Below are 20,182 nucleotides of genomic sequence, written 5' to 3' on the forward strand. Positions count from 1 at the left end.
GGACTTATCGAACGACAGAATTTCCAGTATAATAGCCGCCTTTTTTCATTCAGTTGTGACATCAGCTAAAGCTGCGACCTCGTCGCCTGCAGGGCAGACGACAATCCGCCGACGGCTAAGTTAAGGGATATCTCATGCGTACAGAATATTGCGGACAGCTTCGACAGTCCCACGTTGGGCAGCAGGTGACTCTGTGTGGTTGGGTCAACCGCCGTCGCGATCTCGGTAGCCTCATTTTTATCGATATGCGCGACCGCGAAGGCATCGTTCAGGTGTTTTTCGATCCGGATCGTGCGGATGCGTTGAAGTTAGCCTCTGAACTGCGTAATGAGTTCTGCATTCAGGTCACTGGCACCGTTCGCGCGCGTGAAGAGAAAAACATCAACGCGGACATGGCCACCGGCGCTATCGAAGTGCTGGCTTCCGATCTGACGATCATTAACCGCTCAGAATCGCTGCCGCTGGACTCCAATCACGTCAACACCGAAGAAGCGCGTCTGAAATACCGCTACCTCGACCTGCGTCGTCCGGAAATGGCGCAGCGTCTGAAAACCCGCGCGAAAATCACCAGCTTTGTGCGCCGCTTTATGGATGACCATGGCTTCCTCGACATCGAAACCCCGATGCTGACCAAAGCCACCCCGGAAGGCGCCCGCGATTACCTCGTGCCTTCCCGCGTGCATAAAGGCAAATTCTACGCGCTGCCGCAGTCGCCGCAGCTGTTCAAACAGCTGCTGATGATGTCCGGCTTCGACCGCTACTATCAGATCGTCAAATGCTTCCGCGATGAAGACCTGCGTGCCGACCGTCAGCCTGAATTTACCCAGATCGACGTGGAAACCTCCTTTATGACCGCGCCGCAGGTGCGTGAGATCATGGAAGCGATGGTGCGTCAGCTGTGGCTGGAGATTAAAGGCGTCGATCTGGGCGACTTCCCGATCATGACCTTCGCCGAAGCCGAACGTCGCTACGGCTCCGATAAACCGGACCTGCGTAACCCGATGGAGCTGGTGGACGTCGCCGACCTGCTGAAATCAGTGGAGTTCGCGGTCTTTGCCGGCCCGGCCAACGATCCGAAAGGGCGCGTGGCGGCGCTGCGCGTGCCGGGCGGGGCTTCTCTGACCCGCAAGCTGATCGACGAATACGGCAACTTTGTCAAGATCTACGGCGCGAAAGGGCTGGCCTATATTAAAGTGACCGAACGTGCCAAAGGCATGGACGGGATCAACAGCCCGGTGGCCAAGTTCCTGACCGCTGAAATCGTGGAAGCGATCCTCGACCGCACCGGCGCGCAGGACGGAGACATGATCTTCTTCGGCGCCGACAACAAGAAAGTGGTGGCCGACGCGCTGGGCGCGCTGCGTCTGAAGCTGGGCAAAGATCTGAGCCTGACTGACGAGAGCAAATGGGCGCCGCTGTGGGTGATCGATTTCCCGATGTTCGAAGATGACGGTGAAGGCGGCCTGACGGCGATGCACCATCCGTTCACCTCGCCGAAAGATATGACGGCGGACGAGCTGAAAGCTGCGCCGGAAGAGGCCGTGGCCAACGCCTACGATATGGTCATTAACGGTTATGAAGTCGGCGGCGGTTCGGTGCGTATCCACCGCGGCGACATGCAGCAGACGGTATTTGGTATTCTGGGCATTAACGAACAGGAACAGCGTGAGAAATTCGGCTTCCTGCTCGATGCGCTGAAATACGGTACCCCGCCGCATGCGGGCCTGGCGTTCGGTCTTGACCGTCTGACCATGCTGCTGACCGGCACCGATAACATCCGCGACGTTATCGCTTTCCCGAAAACCACCGCGGCCGCCTGCCTGATGACCGAAGCGCCAAGCTTCGCCAATCCGGCGGCGCTCAGTGAACTGGGTATTCAGGTTGTGGAGAAAGAGGCAAAAGCGTCTCTGGAGAACAAGTAATATGTCATTTAAGCTGCCCGTTTCGGTGCTGGTGGTGATTTACGCCGAAGATACCAAACGGGTGCTGATGTTGCAGCGGCGCGACGATCCCGCGTTCTGGCAGTCGGTCACCGGCAGCCTGGAAGCAGGAGAGACCGCGCTGCAGGCCGCCGCGCGTGAAGTAAAGGAAGAGGTCGCCATTGACGTTGCCTGCGAGCAACTGACCTTAATCGACTGTCAGCGCACGGTGGAGTTCGAGATATTTTCTCATTTGCGTCATCGCTATGCGCCGGGAGTGGAGCGTAATACGGAATTTTGGTTCTGTCTTGCGCTGCCTCATGAGCGGGAAATTACCTTTACCGAACATCTGGCCTACCGCTGGGTCAGCGCGACGGAAGCCGCTGCGCTGACCAAGTCGTGGAGCAACCGGCAGGCGATTGAAGAATTTGTAATTAACGCCGCCTGAAAGGGCGCGCTTTTTGGAGAGTTTTTTATGGCAGGTCATAGTAAATGGGCCAACACCAAACACCGCAAAGCGGCACAGGATGCCAAGCGCGGTAAAATCTTTACGAAAATCATTCGCGAACTGGTTACCGCAGCGCGTCTGGGCGGCGGCGATCCGGCGTCCAACCCGCGTCTGCGTGCGGCGGTGGATAAAGCGCTGTCTAACAACATGACCCGCGACACCCTGAACCGCGCCATCGCGCGCGGCGTCGGCGGCGATGAAGACGCGAACATGGAAACCATCATTTATGAAGGCTATGGCCCTGGCGGTACCGCGGTGATGGTGGAATGTCTGTCCGACAACCGTAACCGTACCGTTGCGGAAGTGCGTCACGCCTTCACTAAAACCGGTGGTAACCTCGGCACCGACGGTTCCGTCTCCTACCTGTTCAGCAAAAAAGGCGTCATCTCCTTCGAGAAAGGCGATGAAGACACCATCATGGAAGCGGCGCTGGAAGCTGGCGCTGAAGACGTGGTGACCTATGACGACGGCGCGATCGACGTCTACACCGCCTGGGAAGAGATGGGCGCCGTGCGCGACGCGCTGGAAGCCGCTGGCCTGAAAGCCGACGCTGCCGAAGTCTCGATGATCCCGTCCACCAAAGCGGATATGGATGCCGAGACGGCGCCGAAGCTGCTGCGTCTGATCGATATGCTCGAAGACTGCGACGACGTGCAGGAAGTGTACCATAACGGCGAGATCTCCGACGAGGTCGCAGCCACCCTGTGATGCAGTCGCATCCACGGTTAACCGGAGGCGCGTGATGGCTATTATTCTCGGCATTGACCCGGGGTCGCGCGTTACCGGTTATGGCGTGATCCGTCAGGTTGGCCGGCAGCTGAGCTACCTTGGCAGCGGCTGTATCCGCACCAAAGTGGACGATTTGCCGTCGCGGCTGAAGCTGATCTACGCCGGAGTGACGGAGATCATCACCCAGTTCCAGCCTGACTTTTTCGCCATTGAGCAGGTCTTTATGGCCAAGAATGCCGACTCGGCGTTAAAGCTCGGGCAGGCGCGCGGGGTGGCGATCGTGGCGGCGACCAATCAGTCGTTACCGGTGTTTGAATATGCCGCCCGCCAGGTTAAGCAGACGGTTGTCGGCATCGGCAGCGCTGAAAAGAGTCAGGTCCAGCACATGGTGCGCACCCTGCTCAAGCTGCCTGCCAATCCGCAGGCGGATGCGGCGGATGCGCTGGCGATCGCCATCACCCATTGCCATGTCAGCCAGAATGCCGCGCAGATCAGCGAGACCCGGCTCAATCTGGCGCGAGGGCGCTTACGATAATCGCAAATCAGGCTGGATATCTATCCAGCCTTTTTTTATGATACCGCCAGATACTTAGACCATAACGCAGGAGCCCCACGTGATAGGCAGACTCAGAGGCATCATTCTCGAAAAACAACCCCCGCTGGTGTTGCTGGAAACGGCGGGCGTCGGCTATGAAGTGCACATGCCAATGACCTGCTTCTATGAGCTGCCGGAGGCCGGGCAGGAGGCGATTGTCTTCACCCACTTTGTGGTGCGTGAAGATGCCCAGCTGCTGTATGGGTTTAACAACAAACAGGAACGTACCCTGTTTAAAGAACTGATCAAAACCAACGGCGTAGGGCCAAAGCTGGCGCTGGCGATCCTCTCCGGCATGTCGGCGCAGCAGTTCGTCAACGCCGTTGAGCGGGAAGAGGTCGCCTCGCTGGTGAAGCTGCCGGGGATTGGCAAAAAAACCGCTGAACGCCTGATCGTTGAGATGAAAGACCGCTTCAAAGGGCTGCACGGCGATCTGTTCACCCCGGCCGCCGATCTGGTACTGACCTCACCGGCAGGCCCGACGGCGGACGATGCCGAGCAGGAAGCGGTTGCCGCGCTGGTCGCGCTGGGCTATAAACCGCAGGAGGCCAGCCGGATGGTCAGCAAGATCGCGCGTCCGGACGCCAACAGTGAAACGCTAATCCGCGAAGCGCTGCGCGCCGCGTTGTGAGGTAAGGGATGATTGAAGCAGACCGGCTGGTATCGGCAGACAGCAGCGGCTTCGAAGAGGCCGCTGACCGCGCCATCCGCCCAAAATTGCTGGCAGAGTATGTCGGCCAGCCGCAGGTGCGTTCGCAGATGGAGATTTTTATCCAGGCGGCGAAGCTGCGCGGCGACGCCCTCGATCACCTGCTGATTTTTGGCCCGCCAGGGTTGGGGAAAACCACCCTGGCCAATATCGTCGCCAATGAAATGGGGGTGAATCTGCGTACCACCTCCGGCCCGGTGCTGGAGAAAGCGGGCGATCTCGCCGCGATGCTCACCAACCTTGAACCGCATGATGTGCTGTTTATCGATGAGATCCATCGCCTCTCGCCGGTGGTGGAAGAGGTGCTCTATCCGGCAATGGAAGATTACCAGCTGGATATCATGATTGGCGAAGGTCCGGCGGCGCGCTCGATTAAAATCGACCTGCCGCCGTTTACCCTGATCGGCGCCACCACCCGGGCCGGTTCATTGACTTCGCCGCTGCGCGACCGCTTTGGCATCGTGCAGCGTCTGGAGTTCTATCAGATCCCCGATCTGCAGCATATTGTCAGCCGCAGCGCCCGCCATATGGGGCTGGAGATGAGCGACGAGGGTGCGCTGGAAGTGGCCCGCCGTTCACGCGGCACGCCGCGTATTGCCAACCGTCTGCTGCGTAGGGTGCGTGACTTCGCGGAAGTGCGCCACGACGGCACCATCTCCGCCGACATTGCCGCCCAGGCGCTGGATATGCTCAACGTCGATGCGGAAGGGTTCGACTATATGGACCGCAAGCTGCTGCTGGCGGTGATAGATAAGTTCTTCGGCGGACCGGTGGGGCTGGATAACCTCGCCGCCGCGATTGGCGAAGAGCGGGAAACCATTGAAGATGTGCTGGAGCCCTACTTAATTCAGCAGGGTTTTCTGCAGCGTACGCCGCGGGGAAGAATGGCGACGGTGCGCGCCTGGAATCATTTCGGGATTACGCCGCCGGAGATGCCGTAGTTCGCTACGGATGTGTCGTTCATCGGAAGACCCGGTCAGCAGCGCGACCGGGTTTTTCATTTTTAGCTGGCGGCTTTTTTCGTCATGCTGAGAATAAACAGCGCCGCGGCGCACAGCACCACCGATGGACCGGCCGGCGTGTCGTAGAAAGCCGAGAAGGTTAACCCGCCGGTGACGGCCAGCATGCCCACGCCCACCGCCACGGCGGCCATCTGCTCCGGCGTGCGGGCAAAACGGCGGGCGGTGGCGGCCGGGATAATCAGCAGGGAAGTGATGATCAGCGCCCCGACGAACTTCATCGCCACGCCGATAGTCAGGGCGGTGACCAGCATCAACAGCAGCTTGACCCGCTGCAGCTTCACGCCATCGACAAACGCCAGGTCCGGACTGATGGTCATCGCCAGCAGATTCCGCCACTGCCAGAGCAGAATGCCAATCACAATCACCACGCCCATGGCAATGGCGATCAGGTCCTGCGGGGTGACCGCCAGCAGATCGCCGAACAGGTACGCCATCAGATCGACGCGGACGTTAGACATCAGACTGACCACCACCAGCCCCAGGGAGAGCGCGCTGTGCGCCATGATGCCCAGCAGGGTATCGATCGCCAGATGCGGCCGTTTTTCCAGCCATACCAGCCCGCCGGCCAGCAGCAGGGTGACGGCGATCACCGCATAAAACGGATTGACGTTCAGCAGTAAACCGAAAGCGACGCCGAGCAGCGAGGCATGCGCCAGCGTGTCGCCGAAATAGGACATACGGCGCCAGACCACAAAGGAGCCCAGCGGGCCGGCGGCGCAGGCCAGCATCATCCCGGCCAGCCAGCCAGGTAACAAAAGTTCAATCATTAGCGGCTGTTTCCCCGACGCAGTACAATTCGCCCCTGAAGATCGTGGCGGTGATTATGGTGATGGCGGTAGATCCCCAGCTGTTCCGCGCCGCGTGGGCCGAACATGGAGATAAACTCCGGATGCATTGAGACGACCTCTGGTGCGCCGGAGCAGCAGATATGCTGGTTCAGGCACAATACCTCGTCGGTTTTGGCCATGACCAGATGCAGGTCGTGGGAGACCATCAGCACCGCGCAGTCCAGCTCATGGCGCAGCTGGTCGATAAGATCGTAGAGCGCAACCTGGCCATTGACGTCGACGCCCTGGGTCGGTTCATCCAGCACCAGTAGCTGCGGGCGATTGAGCAGGGCGCGAGCCAGCAGCACGCGCTGGGTTTCTCCGCCGGAAAGTTTTTGCATCGGGGCGTCGATCAGATGCCCGGCCTGCACGCGCTTCAGCGCCGGCAGGATGTCGTCTTTGCGGGTGCCCGGACGCAAACGCAGGAAGCGGCTGACGGTCAGCGGCAGCGTGGCGTCGAGATGCAGTTTCTGCGGCACATAGCCTATCCGCAGGCGTTCTTCGCGCTTGATAACACCCTCTGTCGGTGCTACCAGCCCCAGAACCACCCGCACAAGCGTCGATTTGCCGGCGCCGTTGGGGCCCAGCAGGGTCAATATTTTGCCTGGCGTGAGAGCCAGCGAGATGTCAGACAGCACGCGGCGTTGGCCAAAGGCCACCGAGACATTTTCCAGCGTTACAAGGTTTGTCATAATCATTTAGGGGTTGCACAAGCTAGTGAATGTTATAATATCACATCACACTCACTCGTTTCGATGACTAGACGCATTATGTTACATAAAAATACGCTTCTTTGCGCTGGACTTGGCGCTGTTTTTTTGTTCGCACAGGTACCGCAGGCCAGTGCCGCCGTGGTGACTTCCATGAAACCGCTGGGCTTTATCGCGGCGGCTATCGCCGATGGGGTTACCGACACCCAGGTGCTGCTGCCCGATGGCGCCTCCGAGCATGATTATTCTCTCCGTCCTTCCGATGTAAAACGCTTACAGAACGCAGACTTAGTGGTGTGGATCGGTCCGGAAATGGAAGCCTTTATGGATAGGTCGACGCAAAGCATTGCGGCGAATAAAAAGGTGACTATCGCAGAGCTGGATGGGGTCAAACCGCTGCTGATGACCGGCGCTGACGACGATGACGATCATCATGGTCATGACCATGGCGCAGCGGAAAAAAGTGACGGCGATCACCATCACGGTATCTACAATATGCATCTGTGGTTATCCCCAGAGATAGCGCGGCTTTCGGCGGTTGCAATCCACGATAAATTATTGGAACTTATGCCGCAGAGTCGAGCCAAACTCGACAGCAACCTGCAGCAGTTCGAGGCCGCGCTGGCGGCGACCGACAAGCAGGTTAGCAATGAGCTGGCACCGCTGAAAGGAAAGGGCTATTTCGTTTTTCATGACGCCTACGGTTACTTTGAAAAACACTACGGTTTGACCTCGCTGGGGCATTTTACCGTCAACCCTGAAATACAGCCCGGTGCGCAGCGTTTACACGAAATCAGAACACAACTGGTTGAGCAGAAAGCCACTTGCGTTTTTGCTGAGCCACAGTTCAGGCCAGCGGTTATCGAAGCTGTTGCCCGGGGCACGTCTGTGCGCATGGGGACCCTGGATCCACTGGGTAGCGGAATTAAGCTGGGTAAAGCGAGTTACCCGCAATTCCTCACCCAGCTGGCGAATCAGTATTCGAGCTGCCTGAAAGGAGATTAACGAGGAAGTGAATACGTGCAACAGATAGCCCGCGCTGTCACTCAGGCATTTAACAATCTGCCACGACCTCATCGCGTCATGCTGGGGTCGCTTAGCGTTCTTACCTTAGCGGTCGCCGTCTGGCGACCCTACATTTACCACCCGGAATCCGCCCCCATCGTCAGAACCATTGAACTGGAAAAAAGCGAGATCCGCTCCCTGCTGCCGGAAGCCTCCGAGCCGATCGACCAGGCCCCGCAGGAAGAAGAAGCCATTCCTCAGGATGAACTCGACGAAAAAGCCGATAGCGATGCCGGCGGGCACGAATACGTAGTGTCGACCGGCGATACCCTCAGCAGCATCCTGAACCAGTACGGTATCGATATGGGTGATATCGCCCAGCTCTCCTCCGCCGATAAAGAGTTGCGTAATCTGAAGATTGGCCAGCAGCTCTCCTGGACCCTGACCGCCGACGGCGATCTGCAGAGTCTGACCTGGGAGATGTCCCGCCGCGAAACCCGCACCTACACCCGCGTGGCTAACGGCTTTAAAATGAGCAGCGAGCTGCAGAAAGGCGACTGGGTCAACAGCGTGCTGAAAGGCACCGTCGGCGCCAGCTTTGTCTCCAGCGCGCGCGATGCCGGGCTGACCAGCACGGAAATCAGCGCGGTGATCAAGGCCATGCAGTGGCAGATGGATTTCCGTAAGCTGAAGAAAGGCGATGAGTTCTCGGTATTGATGTCGCGCGAAATGCTTGACGGCAAACGCGAGCAAAGCCAGCTGCTTGGCGTGCGTCTGCGTTCTGACGGGAAGGACTACTTTGCCATCCGTGCCGAAGACGGAAAATTCTACGACCGCAACGGGACGGGGCTGGCGAAAGGCTTTATGCGCTTCCCGACGGCGCGTCAGTTCCGCGTCTCCTCTAACTTTAACCCGCGTCGTCTGAACCCGGTCACCGGGCGCGTCGCGCCGCACCGTGGCGTCGATTTCGCGATGCCGCAGGGAACGCCGGTGCTGGCGGTGGGTGATGGCGAAGTGGTGGTGGCCAAGCGTAGCGGCGCCGCCGGGTTTTACGTGGCCATCCGCCACGGCCGTACCTATACCACTCGCTACATGCACCTGCGTAAGCTGCTGGTGAAGCCGGGGCAGAAAGTGAAGCGCGGGGATCGTATTGCGCTGTCGGGGAATACCGGACGCTCAACCGGGCCGCACCTGCACTACGAAGTGTGGATCAACCAGCAGGCGGTCAACCCGCTGACGGCGAAATTGCCGCGTACTGAAGGGCTGAGCGGTTCCGACCGTACCGATTATCTGGCGCAGGTCAAAGAGGTCGTTCCGCAGCTGCGGTTTGACTAACCACCGGTCAGTGGAAAGCCGGTGCCCCAGGGCGCCGGCTTTTTATTTTGTAGGATACCCAACGTCTCGCTACACTATCCCATTATCTTGATTAAGCAGTCGATCTGCGGATTGGGCATGGAAACGAAAAAAAATAATATTGAGTTTATCCCTAAGTTTGAAAAATCTTTTTTACTGCCGCGCTACTGGGGCGCCTGGCTGGGGGTCTTTGCCTTCGCCGGTATTGCGCTGACGCCGCCTTCCTTTCGCGATCCGCTTCTCGGCAAACTCGGTCGTCTGGTCGGGCGTCTGGCGAAAAGCTCGCGCCGCCGGGCGCAGATTAATTTGCTGTATTGCTTCCCGGAAAAAAGCGAGCATGAGCGGGAAGCGATCATCGACGCCATGTACGCCTCGGCGCCGCAGGCGATGGTGATGATGGCCGAGCTGGGCCTGCGCGATCCGCAGAAAATTCTCGCCCGCGTCGACTGGCAGGGTAAAGCGATCATCGACGAGCTGCAGCGCAATAATGAAAAGGTGATTTTCCTCGTCCCGCACGCATGGGGCGTGGATATCCCGGCGATGCTGATGGCCTCCGGCGGGCAGAAGATGGCGGCGATGTTCCACAACCAGGGTAACCCGGTCTTCGATTACGTGTGGAATACCGTACGTCGTCGTTTTGGCGGAAGGATGCACGCGCGCAACGACGGGATCAAACCGTTTATTCAGTCGGTGCGCCAGGGTTACTGGGGCTACTATCTCCCCGATCAGGATCACGGCGCCGAGCACAGCGAGTTTGTGGATTTCTTCGCGACCTATAAGGCCACGCTGCCGGCGATTGGCCGTTTAATGAAGGTATGCCGCGCTCGCGTCGTTCCGCTGTTCCCGGTCTACGATGGCAAAACGCATCGCCTGACGGTGCTGGTGCGCCCGCCGATGGACGATCTGCTGGACGCTGACGATACAACGATCGCCCGGCGGATGAACGAAGAGGTGGAGGTGTTTGTTACGCCGCACACCGAGCAGTACACCTGGATCCTGAAGCTGCTGAAGACGCGCAAGCCGGGTGAAATCGAGCCCTACAAACGTAAAGAGCTGTACCCTAAGAAGTAGTCTGCAGGCGCGCCAGTGGGCATTCCCGGCTCACTGGCTATATTGCGTCAGCAACATCATGTTCTCAGCCGCAAGCCGGTAACGATACTCCGGTCGGCCGGTGATACCGTAGTGATTGCTGGTGTAGAGCACGTTGATCTGCTCCAGCCATATCAGGTATTTGCGGCATGAAACTCTGGAGATCTGCAGTGCCGCCGCCAGCTCATTGGTTGAAAAATCTCGCGCCTGATGAGCGATTATCCACCGGCACACCAGTCGAAGCGTTTGCGGCGTCAGCCCTTTCGGCAAGCGGCGGGGGCCGTCCTGTTGTTGAACCCCGCGGCGTAGCAGGGTGTCGATATCCGCCTGGGCGTAGCAGGATTTCGCTTGCTTCGCATCGCGTTTATTGCGCCAGGTTCGCAGGGCTTCCTCAAAGCGCGGAAACTGAAACGGTTTAATCAGGTAATCAACCACGCCATAGCGCAGCGCCGTCTGCACGGTGAGCGCATCGGCGGCGGACGTCATCATGATGACATCAATATTCCGCCCATCAGCGCGAAGCGCCGGCAGCAGGTCCAGGCCGCTCTCCTGTTGCATATAGACATCCAGCAGCAGCAGATCGATCGGCGCCAGATGGCTCAGCATCGCGTTGGCATCGGCGATCGTCGCCGCGACTCCGCAGCAGTGAAAATCAGCTACCTGGCTGATAAACAACCGGTTCAGTTCGGCCACCATAGGATCATCATCGACAATCAGCACATTGAACATGGGTGGTTCCCCCGAGTGGCGGGAAGCCAGCCGGCTTCCCGCGAGATGAGCGATCACAATGACGAACGTTTATACGCGGTGTAGCGCGCTCGCCAGAAGGTTTTATCGATATTCGCCGCCAGCTGCGCTTCATCAATCTGCGGCGCTACGCCGTCCAGTTGAGCCGCGCGGGCGACCTCTGCGGCAATAGCCCGTGAGATCATCTCGATCTCTTCTACCGGCGGCAGTAAACCGCCGGTTTCGCGGGTCGCCAGAGGCGAGTGGGCGGCCAGCGTTTTACTGCAGGTGATAAGCATTGCTTCGGTGACGCGCTCGGCTTTACTGGCAAGGATCCCCAGCCCCAGACCGGGGAAAATATAGGCGTTGTTGCACTGGGCAATGTCGTAGGTTTTGCCGTCATAGAAGACAGGGTCGAACGGGCTGCCGGTGGCGATGAGCGCGCTACCCCGGGTCCACTCCAGCAGATCCTTCGGCTGGGCCTCGGCTCGGGAGGTGGGGTTAGAGAGCGGCATAATAATCGGACGCGTGCAGTGCCGATGCATCTCTTTCACTATCTCTTCGCTAAACAGCCCCGGCTGGCCTGACACGCCGATCAGCACGGTAGGGTGGACGTTGCGTACGACATCCATCAGCGACAGCTGGGCCGCCTCGGTATCCCAGTGGGCGATACTGGCTCGGGGGGTGACCAACTCGCGCTGAAAATTGAGCAGATCAGGCATCTCATCAGTCAGCAGACCAAAGCGGTCAACCATAAAGATGCGGCGACGTGCTTCCGTTTCTGAGAGCCCATCATCCACCATCAGCGCAATGATTTTTTCCGCAATGCCGCATCCGGCCGAACCGCCGCCAAGGAAAACCACCCGCTGGTCGCGGAGCGACGTCCTGGCGGCGGCAGCGGCGGCGATCAGGGTTCCCGAGGTCACGGCGGCGGTTCCCTGAATATCATCGTTAAAACAGCACAGCTGGTGTCGATAGCGGTTGAGCAGTCGCGTGGCATTCTTTTGGGCAAAATCTTCAAACTGGAGCAAGACATTCGGCCAGCGCTGCTGAATGGCATGGACAAACATGTCCATAAACTCCAGGTACTGCTCATCGCTGATGCGCGGATGTCGCCAGCCCATATACAGCGGATCCTCAAGATGCTGCGGATTGTTGGTCCCGACATCTAACATAATGGGCAGCGTTGATGCCGGGTGAATGCCCCCGCAGGCGGTATATAACGAGAGTTTGCCAATGGGGATCCCCATACCGCCGATCCCCTGGTCGCCCAGCCCCAGAATACGCTCGCCATCGGTTACCACGATGACTTTGATATCGTTGCGGGAAAACCCCTGCAGCATCTCGTCAATATGGTGACGGTTGGGCCAGGAGATGAACAGGCCGCGTCCCCGGCGATATATTTCTGAAAAGTGTTCGCACGCTTCACCCACCGTCGGGGTATAAATGATGGGCAGCGTCTCTTTCATATGGCTGCGCAGCAGGTTATAGAATAACGTCTCGTTTGTGTCCTGAATATTTCTGAGATAAATATGGCGCGAAATGCTTTTTTTGAACTGACAAAACTGACCCCATGCGCGCTCGGTTTGTTCCTCAATGGTTTCCACATTGTGCGGTAACAGTCCCTGAAGATTAAACGCTGCGCGTTCGCTTTCCGTAAACGCGAGGCCTTTATTTAATAACGGGTTTTCCAGCAGGACAGCACCGTTATAGGGGGTGTATAAGGTTTCTGTGGCTAACATTACATGACTCCTGAATATCAAATTAAAACATTGCCTGATGTCTTGGTGTTTTATTTCTGTGATTACGAAATGAGATAAATCATGACGCCTTCGGTGACTACGCCGATGGCGGTGCCCAGCAAAATAGAAGATGAGGCGGGTTCAATATAGGTATCGCTGCGCAGGGCAAACATCCCCGCCGCGATAGCGGAAGGCGTCGCACCAATGACAATAACCTGTTGCATCAGGGTATGACTGAGGCCAAAGGCCAGCCCGGCCAGCGCCATCATGGCCGGCTGGATCAGGTTTTTAATACTAATGTTGGTGCAGGTTTGAATATTGACCGTCGGACGTTCACCGTAAAACAGCAGCCCAAGGGCGAACAGTGACAGACCGCCGGCGATTTTACCCACCATTTCGACGGGCACGCTGAGCAGAGGCGGCAGCTGGATCCCGGCCAGGCTGAGCAGCACCCCGGAAATGGGGATCCAGACAATGGGATTTCGCACGGCGTTATGCAGGTTTTGCAGGATCAACTGCCCGGCGTGGAGCTGGGGAGCCTCAGCGTCTCCGGGCTGGTCTCCCATGCGGATCAGGATGATGGTCAGAGGGATCATCAACACGCTGGTCACCAGGTTTCCGATAAGCACCCCGAGAAAGCCCTCCGGACCTATCAGCACCGCCAGCACGGGAGCGCCAAAGTAGGCCATATCGGGGAAGGCGCAAACCAGCGACTGAATCGCGCTGGTTTTAATATCATGACGAAAAACGTAGCGCGAGATCAGTAGCGTAAGAAAATACGACCCCATCAGACCAATAACCAGCACCGCCATAAAGGTGAAGTTTTTTATTTTATCCGGGCTGGTATGTAATGCGCCGATAAAAAGATGAAAAGGAAGGGCAAAGCGGATAACCACCGTGGCAAGAACGGAGGCGTCCTCACGGCGGGTATAGCCGAGTTTGCCGCTAAGCCATCCGAGCAGCATGATAAATACCAACGGGAAAAGAGATTGCAAGAGCAGTGAAGGCATAAAATGTCCTGACATATATTATCGGGTTGTTGTGCTGCCAATCTAACGATCCCCTAATATTTAAAAGGTGATAGCCATCACAGTCATCTGGCTTTAAATAATTTCGCCTTGGCTACTTTACTTACAAATAGAGAAAAGATTATTAAATCATTGCGTTGTATTAACAGAGTTCATTATTTTAGCTGGCGATAACTTTAGCTTCGCGATAATAAATTAAATTACTTAAAATAAACTTTATGGCTCAGTCACAAAGCCGGCAGCGTTAATACGGTTGTCGTTTTTAGTTTTAAAGTCCTGTGCTACCGTTTCGGTGTATTTAGTTGATACGGCGTTTAGTGCTTTTTAGTTCATAGTGCTGCGCGATTTTAATATTGCATCCTGACCCTACGTGACCTCCTTATTATTCAGGTAAAAATATGAAAAATAATTCACTCAACCACCCGATAGATAAAACGTTGCCGAACGGGCAAGCGACTCGACTTTTCGCCAATATCGAAGTCGGCGCCGTGCCGTTAACGCTGTTTATAGGTATCGCCGCGATAGTGGCGCTCTCCGCTGGCGCGGGGTTGTTGCCAAAAAACATGATTGGCGGACTGGCGGTCATCATGACCCTGGGGTTCGCACTGGCGAAAATTGGCCGCATGGTGCCGGTGTTAAAAGATATTGGAGGTCCGGCGATTTTGTGTCTGATGACGCCCTCAGTGCTGGTCTACTTTGGCGTATTTGAAGCGCATACGCTCGATACCGTGCATTTGCTGATGAAGGAGGCCAATCTCCTCTATTTCGTCATCGCCTGCCTGGTGGTCGGCAGTATCCTTGGCATGAACCGCACGATTCTGATCCAGGGGATGGTGCGCATGTTTGTCCCGTTGGTGGTCGGAACCGGCGCGGCAATCGTAACCGGCCTGCTGGTGGGCAGCTTATTCGGCTACAGTATGTATCACACCTTCTTCTTTATCATTGTGCCGATTATCGGCGGAGGCATCGGCGAAGGGATCCTGCCGTTGTCGCTGGCTTATTCGGCGATCCTCGGACAGGCGCCAGATGCCTACGTGGCTCAACTGGCGCCGGCGGCGGTGGTGGGTAACATCTTCGCCATTATCTGCGCCGGCTTTCTGGCCCGCATGGGCGCTCGTCGCCCGGCGCTGTCCGGCAACGGGATGCTGATCCGCAGCCATGAAGATAATAGCGTCTTTGCGCAGAATCAGAGTACGCAGCCCACCGATTTTCAACTCATGGGCGCCGGGTTGCTGATGATTTGCGCCTTTTTCATCATCGGCGGTCTGCTGGAGAAGGTGGTGCATATTCCGGGGCCGGTTCTGATGATTCTGGCGGCGGTATTCTGCAAATATACAAAAGTTATCCCGGCGGCGATGGAGCTGGGGGCGCACAGTTGCTACAAGTTCGTCTCCGCCGCGCTGGTGTGGCCGCTGATGATCGGCCTGGGCATGCTGTATGTACCGCTGGAGAGCGTGGTCTCGGTCTTCTCCGTTGGCTACGTCGTGGTGTGCGGCTCCATTGTCATTGCCATGGCGCTGAGCGGGTTCTTTATCGCTTCACGTCTTAATATGTATCCTGTGGAAGCCGCCATCGTTACCAGCTGCCACAGCGGGCTGGGCGGAACGGGGGATGTCGCCATTCTCTCGGCCTCAAACCGCATGGGATTGATGCCGTTTGCACAGATTGCGACGCGTATCGGTGGGGCGTCGACGGTGATCGCTGCGACGCTATTGCTGAGCTGGATGGTGTAGCCTGCCGGGCGTTGGGCAAAAAAATACCTGCCAGCCGTAGCGCTGGCAGGTAGAGACCGAGGCTTACTCGACGGTGAGGATACGCGTGGTGTTGGTGCTGCCGATGGTGCTCATCACGTCACCCTGGGTAACGACCACCAGATCGCCGGAGACCAGGTAGCCTTTGTCCCGCAGCAGATTGACGGCATCGTGCGCAGCGGCCACCCCGTCATTCTGGCTGTCGAAGAACACCGGCGTCACCCCGCGGTAGAGGGCGGTCAGGTTCAGGGTGCGCTCGTGGCGGGACAGGGCGAAAATCGGCAGACCGGAGCTGATGCGCGAGGTCATCAGCGCGGTACGGCCCGATTCGGTCATGGTGATGATGGCCGTGATGCCTTTCAGGTGGTTGGCGGCATACATCGCCGACATGGCAATCGCTTCTTCCACGTTGTCGAACTGGACGTCCAGACGGTGTTTGGAGACATTGAGGCTCGGGATTTTTTCGGCGCCCAGACAGACGCGCGCCATCGCGGCCACGGTTTCCGACGGGTACTGACCGGCAGCGGTTTCCGCGGAGAGCATCACCGCATCGGTACCATCCAGCACGGCGTTGGCCACGTCCATGACTTCCGCACGGGTCGGCATCGGGTTGGTGATCATCGACTCCATCATCTGGGTGGCGGTGATGACGGAACGGTTCAGCTGACGCGCACGACGAATCAGCGCTTTCTGGATGCCCACCAGCTCCGGATCGCCGATTTCGACGCCGAGGTCACCGCGGGCAACCATCACCACATCGGAGGCGAGGATCACGTCGTCCATGGCGTCCTGATCGCAGACGGCTTCCGCGCGCTCGACTTTGGCGACGATTTTCGCATCGCAACCGGCATCGCGCGCCAGGCGACGGGCGTAGTTCAGGTCTTCGCCGCAGCGCGGGAAGGAGACGGCGAGATAGTCGACGCCAATTTTAGCGGCGGTGACGATATCGGCCTTGTCTTTGTCAGTCAGCGCTTCGGCAGACAGGCCGCCGCCCAGCTTGTTAATCCCTTTGTTGTTGGACAACGGGCCGCCGACGGTCACTTCGGTGAACACTTTCATCCCCTGAACTTCGAGGACTTTCAGCTGCACGCGACCATCGTCGAGCAGCAGGATATCGCCAGGCACGACGTCCGCCGGCAGGCCTTTATAGTCGATTCCGACTTTCTCTTTGTCGCCTTCGCCCTTGCCGAGGTTGGCGTCGAGCAGGAATTTGTCGCCGACGTTGAGGAAAATTTTGCCTTCTTTAAAGGTCGATACGCGAATTTTTGGTCCCTGGAGGTCGCCGAGGATGGCTATGTGACGGCCCAGTTTTGCCGCAATCTCACGCACTTTATCGGCACGGAGCTGATGATCTTCCGGGGTGCCGTGAGAGAAGTTCATACGCACTACGTTTGCGCCCGCGGCGATAACTTTTTCCAGGTTGTTATCGCGGTCAGTAGCCGGGCCTAAGGTAGTAACGATTTTGGTTCTGCGAAGCCTTCTGGACATGTAATACTCCGTTGACTGATACAACTTTGGTGTTGCGTGAACATGGATTCGGTAGCGCCAGCCTGCAACGTCGCACAGCCGGATCGTTATCGAAGGTGTAATGGGGTACTGCTTGTTATCAACTTTTATTGATTATCACTGGGTACGAACGGTTCTTTATCAAAACGCGATTCCTTCAGCGCTTCCTTGACCCTCTTCAAGTTATCTCTGAATTTTGCTCCCCGGCGCAGGGTAAAGCCAGTCGCCAGCACGTCAATGACGGTCAACTGGGCCAGACGCGAGACCATTGGCATATAGATGTCGGTATCTTCCGGCACATCCAGGGTAATGGCCAGCGTGGCTTCCCGGGCCAGCGGCGAGCCGGGGGAGGTGAGGGCGATCACCATGGCATCGTTTTCACGGGCCAGCTGCGCCAGCTCCACCAGGCTCTTGGTCCTTCCGGTATGCGAGATAATCACCACCACATCATCGTCATCGCAATTCATACAGCTCATGCGTTGCAGGACAATGTCGTCGGAATAGATGACCGGCACGTTAAAGCGGAAAAATTTGTTCATCGCGTCATGAGCGACCGCCGCCGAAGAGCCCAGGCCGAAAAAGGCGATTTTTTTGGCCTGAGTCAGGAGATCCACCGCGCGATTCACTGCCGACATGTCGAGAGAATGATGGACCTGATCTAAACTCGCCATGGCCGATTCAAATATTTTTCCCGTGTATGACTCAACGCTGTCGTCTTCATCAACATTGCGGTTAACATAGAGTGTGCCGTGCGCAAGGCTCTGGGCGAGATGCAGTTTGAAGTCAGGAAAGCCGCGGGTTTCGAGACTGCGGCAAAAGCGATTGACGGTCGGTTCGCTCACCCCGGCCTCAAGAGCGAGGGCGGCGATGCTCGAATGAATGGCCTGCGCGGGGGTGGCAAGGATCACTTCCGCCACTTTGCGTTCAGATTTGCTAAGGTGTTCCAGTCGGGACTGGATTTTTTCCAGCATGTTCATTAGTAACAGGGCGCTCATCAATGGAAACGATTTCATTAATGGGTGAAATCATCGGGCGTTTTAGCAAGAATATACCCCTCCGCAAGCGCAAGCGGTGAGGAATGACGGGAAAAAATGTTGTTTTTTTTCATTACATGATCAGAGTCGTATTTTACTGACCTGAAACAGGTACAAACAACGAACAATATCAGCCAGATGCCCAAATCATCGCCGAATGTTTTCACCCTGTGCGGTTTTCCCGCCGCAAACGGAGGGGAAGGCTTTCGGGAAGTACGTAAACACAGTACAGTGCAGTGTAAGAAAATTACAAATATAGCCTGGCAAAAGCACCAGACTATCAACTGAGGAGAATGACATGGCGGTAACGCAAACGGCCCAGGCATGCGACCTGGTCATTTTCGGCGCGAAGGGCGACCTGGCGCGGCGTAAATTGTTGCCTTCCCTGTATCAGCTTGAAAAGGCGGGCCAGATCCACGCCGACACCCGGATCATTGGCGTCGGCCGTGCCGACTGGGATAAAGCGGCTTACACCAAAGTGGTGCGCGAAGCGCTGGAAACCTTCATGAAGGAAAAAATTGATGAAGGTTTGTGGGATTCCCTGAGCGGACGCCTGGAGTTCTGTAATCTTGACGTCAATGACACCAGCGGCTTCACCCGCCTGGGCGACATGCTGGACCAAAAGAATCGCGTCACCATCAACTATTTCGCCATGCCGCCGAGCACCTTTGGCGCCATCTGTAAAGGTCTGGGCGAAGCGAAGCTCAATGCCAAGCCTGCGCGCGTGGTCATGGAAAAACCGCTGGGCACCTCGCTGGAAACCTCGCGGGAAATCAACGATCAGGTCGGCGAGTTTTTTGAAGAGTGCCAGGTCTACCGTATCGACCACTACCTCGGAAAAGAGACGGTCCTCAACCTGCTGGCGCTGCGCTTTGCCAACTCCCTGTTCGTCAATAACTGGGACTGCCGTACCATCGATCATGTGGAAATCACCGTCGCGGAAGAGGTAGGCATTGAAGGGCGCTGGGGGTACTTCGACCAGGCCGGACAGATGCGCGACATGATCCAAAACCACCTGCTGCAGATCCTGTGCATGATTGCCATGTCGCCGCCGTCCGATCTCAGCGCCGACAGCATCCGTGATGAAAAGGTCAAGGTGCTGAAATCCCTGCGCCGTATTGACCGCTCCAATGTGCGCGAGAAAACCGTTCGCGGCCAGTATACCGCCGGCTTTGCCCAGGGCAAAAAAGTGCCAGGCTACCTCGAAGAAGAGGGGGCGAACAAAACCAGCAACACCGAAACCTTCGTGGCGATCCGCGTTGATATCGATAACTGGCGCTGGGCTGGCGTACCGTTCTATCTGCGCACCGGCAAACGTCTGCCGACCAAATGTTCCGAAGTGGTGGTTTATTTCAAAACGCCGGAGCTGAACCTGTTTAAAGAGACCTGGCAGGAGCTGCCGCAGAACAAGCTGACCATTCGTCTGCAGCCGGACGAAGGGGTGGATATCCAGGTCCTGAACAAAGTGCCGGGCCTCGACCACAAGCATAACCTGCAGATCACCAAGCTGGATCTGAGCTACTCCGAAACCTTCAACCAGACGCATCTGGCCGATGCCTATGAACGTCTGCTGCTGGAGACCATGCGCGGTATCCAGGCGCTGTTCGTCCGCCGTGATGAAGTGGAAGAGGCGTGGAAGTGGGTGGACTCCATCACAGAAGCCTGGGCAGCCGACCGCGATGCGCCGAAACCGTATCAGGCCGGGACCTGGGGACCCGTGGCCTCGGTAGCCATGATCACCCGCGATGGTCGCTCGTGGAACGAGTTCGAGTAAGCTCGCGGTCTTATCCGTCAGGGTTATTTTACCGGTAACATGATCTGACGCAGAAAGTCGCACGCTTTTTAATCTTTTAAGCCCCGTGAGGATTCACCCACGGGGCTTTTTTTATTACACTGCCTGCAGACATTTTGCCCCTGAGCGCTGGTGTT

The 20,182-nt window shown here is 57.2% G+C and carries 19 protein-coding genes; 12 read left to right on the top strand and 7 right to left on the bottom strand.

Annotation, left to right across the window (positions count from 1 at the left end; translation table 11 throughout):
- Positions 1-134: 134 nt before the first annotated feature.
- The 6 genes from aspS (at position 135) to ruvB (ending at position 5,401) form a co-directional block, all read left to right on the top strand.
- Positions 135-1,922, top strand: coding sequence for an aspartate--tRNA ligase (gene aspS / locus ABLV04_RS08715; RefSeq protein ID WP_023290254.1), 1,788 nt, complete (start codon positions 135-137; stop codon positions 1,920-1,922).
- Between the two features lies 1 nt (position 1,923).
- Complete coding sequence (nudB, locus tag ABLV04_RS08720; RefSeq protein ID WP_002911477.1) at positions 1,924-2,367, top strand: dihydroneopterin triphosphate diphosphatase; 444 nt, start codon at positions 1,924-1,926, stop codon at positions 2,365-2,367.
- A gap of 27 nt (positions 2,368-2,394) precedes the next feature.
- Positions 2,395-3,135 (top strand): YebC/PmpR family DNA-binding transcriptional regulator, encoded by a 741-nt coding sequence (locus tag ABLV04_RS08725; RefSeq protein WP_002911459.1) that lies wholly within the window; start codon positions 2,395-2,397, stop codon positions 3,133-3,135.
- A gap of 34 nt (positions 3,136-3,169) precedes the next feature.
- Positions 3,170-3,691, top strand: a complete 522-nt coding sequence (ruvC, locus tag ABLV04_RS08730; RefSeq protein WP_004203412.1) for a crossover junction endodeoxyribonuclease RuvC — start codon at positions 3,170-3,172, stop codon at positions 3,689-3,691.
- Between the two features lie 79 nt (positions 3,692-3,770).
- Complete coding sequence (ruvA, locus tag ABLV04_RS08735) at positions 3,771-4,382, top strand: Holliday junction branch migration protein RuvA (RefSeq protein WP_002911454.1); 612 nt, start codon at positions 3,771-3,773, stop codon at positions 4,380-4,382.
- A gap of 8 nt (positions 4,383-4,390) precedes the next feature.
- A complete protein-coding gene (gene ruvB / locus ABLV04_RS08740; RefSeq protein ID WP_004148860.1) occupies positions 4,391-5,401 on the top strand; it encodes a Holliday junction branch migration DNA helicase RuvB in 1,011 nt (336 codons plus the stop codon).
- A gap of 62 nt (positions 5,402-5,463) precedes the next feature.
- Here the strand turns inward: ruvB and znuB are convergent, their stop codons facing one another.
- Together znuB and znuC are read right to left on the bottom strand one after the other, a co-directional pair.
- Entirely contained in the window at positions 5,464-6,249 is a 786-nt protein-coding gene (znuB, locus tag ABLV04_RS08745; RefSeq protein ID WP_023290252.1) for a zinc ABC transporter permease subunit ZnuB, read from the bottom strand.
- Positions 6,249-7,001, bottom strand: a complete 753-nt coding sequence (gene znuC / locus ABLV04_RS08750; RefSeq protein WP_004203406.1) for a zinc ABC transporter ATP-binding protein ZnuC — start codon at positions 6,999-7,001, stop codon at positions 6,249-6,251. Before znuC ends, znuB begins: the two co-directional genes overlap by 1 nt.
- Positions 7,002-7,079: 78 nt before the next feature.
- Between znuC and znuA the strand changes: the two genes are divergently transcribed.
- The 3 genes from znuA (at position 7,080) to lpxM (ending at position 10,448) form a co-directional block, all read left to right on the top strand.
- Positions 7,080-8,024, top strand: a complete 945-nt coding sequence (znuA, locus tag ABLV04_RS08755) for a zinc ABC transporter substrate-binding protein ZnuA (protein WP_048336020.1) — start codon at positions 7,080-7,082, stop codon at positions 8,022-8,024.
- Positions 8,025-8,039: 15 nt separating this feature from the next.
- Positions 8,040-9,359 (top strand): murein DD-endopeptidase MepM, encoded by a 1,320-nt coding sequence (mepM, locus tag ABLV04_RS08760; RefSeq protein ID WP_180265576.1) that lies wholly within the window; start codon positions 8,040-8,042, stop codon positions 9,357-9,359.
- A gap of 117 nt (positions 9,360-9,476) precedes the next feature.
- A complete protein-coding gene (lpxM, locus tag ABLV04_RS08765) occupies positions 9,477-10,448 on the top strand; it encodes a lauroyl-Kdo(2)-lipid IV(A) myristoyltransferase (RefSeq protein WP_017900217.1) in 972 nt (323 codons plus the stop codon).
- 30 nt (positions 10,449-10,478) lie between these two features.
- Here the strand turns inward: lpxM and dcuR are convergent, their stop codons facing one another.
- From dcuR to ABLV04_RS08780, 3 genes are all read right to left on the bottom strand, one after another.
- Entirely contained in the window at positions 10,479-11,195 is a 717-nt protein-coding gene (gene dcuR / locus ABLV04_RS08770; RefSeq protein ID WP_110237394.1) for a two-component system response regulator DcuR, read from the bottom strand.
- A gap of 53 nt (positions 11,196-11,248) precedes the next feature.
- Positions 11,249-12,934 carry an NAD-dependent malic enzyme gene (locus ABLV04_RS08775; RefSeq protein WP_117129023.1) on the bottom strand — a complete coding sequence of 562 codons (1,686 nt, stop codon included), beginning with the start codon at positions 12,932-12,934 and terminating at the stop codon, positions 11,249-11,251.
- Positions 12,935-12,996: 62 nt separating this feature from the next.
- Positions 12,997-13,944 carry an AEC family transporter gene (locus tag ABLV04_RS08780; protein ID WP_117129022.1) on the bottom strand — a complete coding sequence of 316 codons (948 nt, stop codon included), beginning with the start codon at positions 13,942-13,944 and terminating at the stop codon, positions 12,997-12,999.
- A 416-nt stretch (positions 13,945-14,360) separates the two neighbouring features.
- On the opposite strand from ABLV04_RS08780, the gene ABLV04_RS08785 reads away from it, so the two are divergent.
- The gene (locus ABLV04_RS08785) at positions 14,361-15,695 is read left to right on the top strand and encodes a 2-hydroxycarboxylate transporter family protein (protein WP_023290245.1); all 1,335 of its coding nucleotides are present in this window, start codon (positions 14,361-14,363) and stop codon (positions 15,693-15,695) included.
- Between the two features lie 63 nt (positions 15,696-15,758).
- Here ABLV04_RS08785 and pyk read toward each other — a convergent pair whose 3' ends face one another.
- The gene (pyk, locus tag ABLV04_RS08790; RefSeq protein ID WP_348815608.1) at positions 15,759-17,201 is read right to left on the bottom strand and encodes a pyruvate kinase; all 1,443 of its coding nucleotides are present in this window, start codon (positions 17,199-17,201) and stop codon (positions 15,759-15,761) included.
- Between the two features lie 125 nt (positions 17,202-17,326).
- Complete coding sequence (locus tag ABLV04_RS08795) at positions 17,327-18,232, bottom strand: MurR/RpiR family transcriptional regulator (RefSeq protein ID WP_072096624.1); 906 nt, start codon at positions 18,230-18,232, stop codon at positions 17,327-17,329.
- A gap of 159 nt (positions 18,233-18,391) precedes the next feature.
- On the opposite strand from ABLV04_RS08795, the gene ABLV04_RS08800 reads away from it, so the two are divergent.
- Both ABLV04_RS08800 and zwf read left to right on the top strand, forming a co-directional pair.
- Positions 18,392-18,541: a hypothetical protein gene (locus ABLV04_RS08800; protein WP_048336016.1), complete on the top strand. Its 150-nt coding sequence runs from the start codon at positions 18,392-18,394 to the stop codon at positions 18,539-18,541.
- 10 nt (positions 18,542-18,551) lie between these two features.
- A complete protein-coding gene (gene zwf, locus ABLV04_RS08805; RefSeq protein ID WP_004203394.1) occupies positions 18,552-20,027 on the top strand; it encodes a glucose-6-phosphate dehydrogenase in 1,476 nt (491 codons plus the stop codon).
- Positions 20,028-20,182 lie beyond the last annotated feature (155 nt).

The organism is Klebsiella sp. JN_Kp127 (genome assembly GCF_040062505.1).
In the GTDB taxonomy this organism is placed as follows: Bacteria; Pseudomonadota; Gammaproteobacteria; order Enterobacterales; family Enterobacteriaceae; genus Klebsiella; species Klebsiella quasipneumoniae.